The sequence below is a fragment of the Ramlibacter sp. 2FC genome, assembly GCF_005503345.1.
In the GTDB taxonomy this organism is placed as follows: Bacteria; Pseudomonadota; Gammaproteobacteria; order Burkholderiales; family Burkholderiaceae_C; genus SCMQ01.
The window spans coordinates 1-1652 of record NZ_SCMM01000125.1; the positions used below are offsets into that span (position 1 = coordinate 1).

The 1652-nt window shown below is 60.7% G+C and carries 1 protein-coding gene; it reads right to left on the reverse strand.

Translation table 11 applies throughout. The features are described 5' to 3' along the window. Nucleotides 1–165: 165 nt before the first annotated feature. Nucleotides 166–771: a class I SAM-dependent methyltransferase gene (locus tag FFS10_RS22835; protein ID WP_137896892.1), complete on the reverse strand. Its 606-nt coding sequence runs from the start codon at nt 769–771 to the stop codon at nt 166–168. Between the last annotated feature and the right edge of the window lie 881 nt (nt 772–1652).

Consider the following 1652-nt stretch of genomic DNA (forward strand, 5'->3'; position numbering starts at 1 on the left):
AAGCGCGTCGGACGGCCTGTGTACGAGGCAGTCTGCGCGCTCGCCAACTCCCAACTTCTCATAACTGGGGCCTTCTCATAATGGCCGTTATGGAGAGCTCGACATAACGGCCAGTACCCGTCGTTCGCTCACATCTCCAAATTCGCCCGAGACCGGACGTTCAACCTACTCCGCGGCAAGTTCCAGCGAGTACAGCGGAACCTCCGTCTGCCGGCTGAGCCACAAGCCGCCACCGACCTCCCGAAAATTTTGGGCCAGACCGCGTCGGTACACGGACGCGCGGTGACGATACAGGTTCGGGTCGGTCAAGTCCTCGTCCACGATGTCGCGCTCGAAGTCTTCATGCGTCACGGCTTCCAGGTACAGCGCGCCCTGACTCAGACGGCCCAAGTTCTGCAGTGCTCGCTTAAGGTCAGCCGGATTAAGATAGGGCAGAACTCCCTGGCAGATGACGAAATCGAACGGGCTCCTCGCCTCGTAATCCACCACCGAGCCGCGCTCCCATCCGTAGCGACCGCACAGGTACTCGCTGAGTTCTACGCCGCGGTAGCTTGCGCCCGGAAAGTGGCGCTCGACGATGTCCTTCCAGAGGCCGATGCCGCAACCCACATCGAGCACTCTCCTCACGGGCACGCGCAGGTATCGAAGGTACGCGCAGATGAATGCACCCAGGCGCTCAACGTGCTGCGGGTCCACCACCTTGGTCTTCTTGTCGAAGTAGAAACGCTTGTAATAGGCCTCGTCGAACGTGTCCGCACCGGCTGATTGCATTCTTGCCTCAGTTCTCAAAAGATTCCACGGAATCAAACCGACATGCTATGGCCTGTTCGATTTCTACCGCATTCATGTGCTATCACTGGCCCTCTACGTGTCCCGCGTGATGATAGCAATCTGGTCAACGGCGACACGTTAAGGCTGCAAGCGCACGCGCCCAGCTGCACGCAACCCAGCAACCGCCCAGCCCGGGCCGCTGGCGTCCCCAAGTTTGGGAACAGCCGAACAGGTCTTCGCTGCGCGCACCCCTGGCTGCAGGGCTTACTCGGCAGGCCGGAGGATGCCCAGGCCTGGCTGTCGGCGCACACGGAGGAGCGCCGTTCGACCGGGCTCGCATAGCGCCGCTCAAGGAGGTCGCCGTGTTAGGCAAGAGACATTTCGCGCACGGCCACCGTCCTTCCTGGACTTGATCAACGACACCGATGTTTTCTCTCGGGCCGTGGCGTAGGTCGTCGGCCTTGGATTGCGAGCCCACCCTTCGCCGAGCTGAGCGCGGATGCGCTGTTGCCATTGGACAGGGATGCGCAAGTCTGTATGAGGCGCGATGTTGCTCGTGTGGGCATCTCGATCTCCCGGGCAATGTGGGCTCCGGCATCCGGTGCCATTGGCGTCAAATCGTAGCGTGTACGGATGTGCGCGCAAGTGGATCGCGTGATGAAACCAGGCCCACCAGCGTGCTTTTTCCGCACTCGCAATACTGTGTATTTCGGAGGATTTGGACACCAAGTCGGGCACTGTGGACGCCGACTTCTCGAGGTCGCTCTCCGGCCATTATGAGAAGGCCCCAGTTATGAGAAGTTGGGAGTTGGCGAGCGCGCAGACTGCCTCGTACACAGGCCGTCCGACGCGCTTGCTCCCTTCTCATAATCACAGTGTCT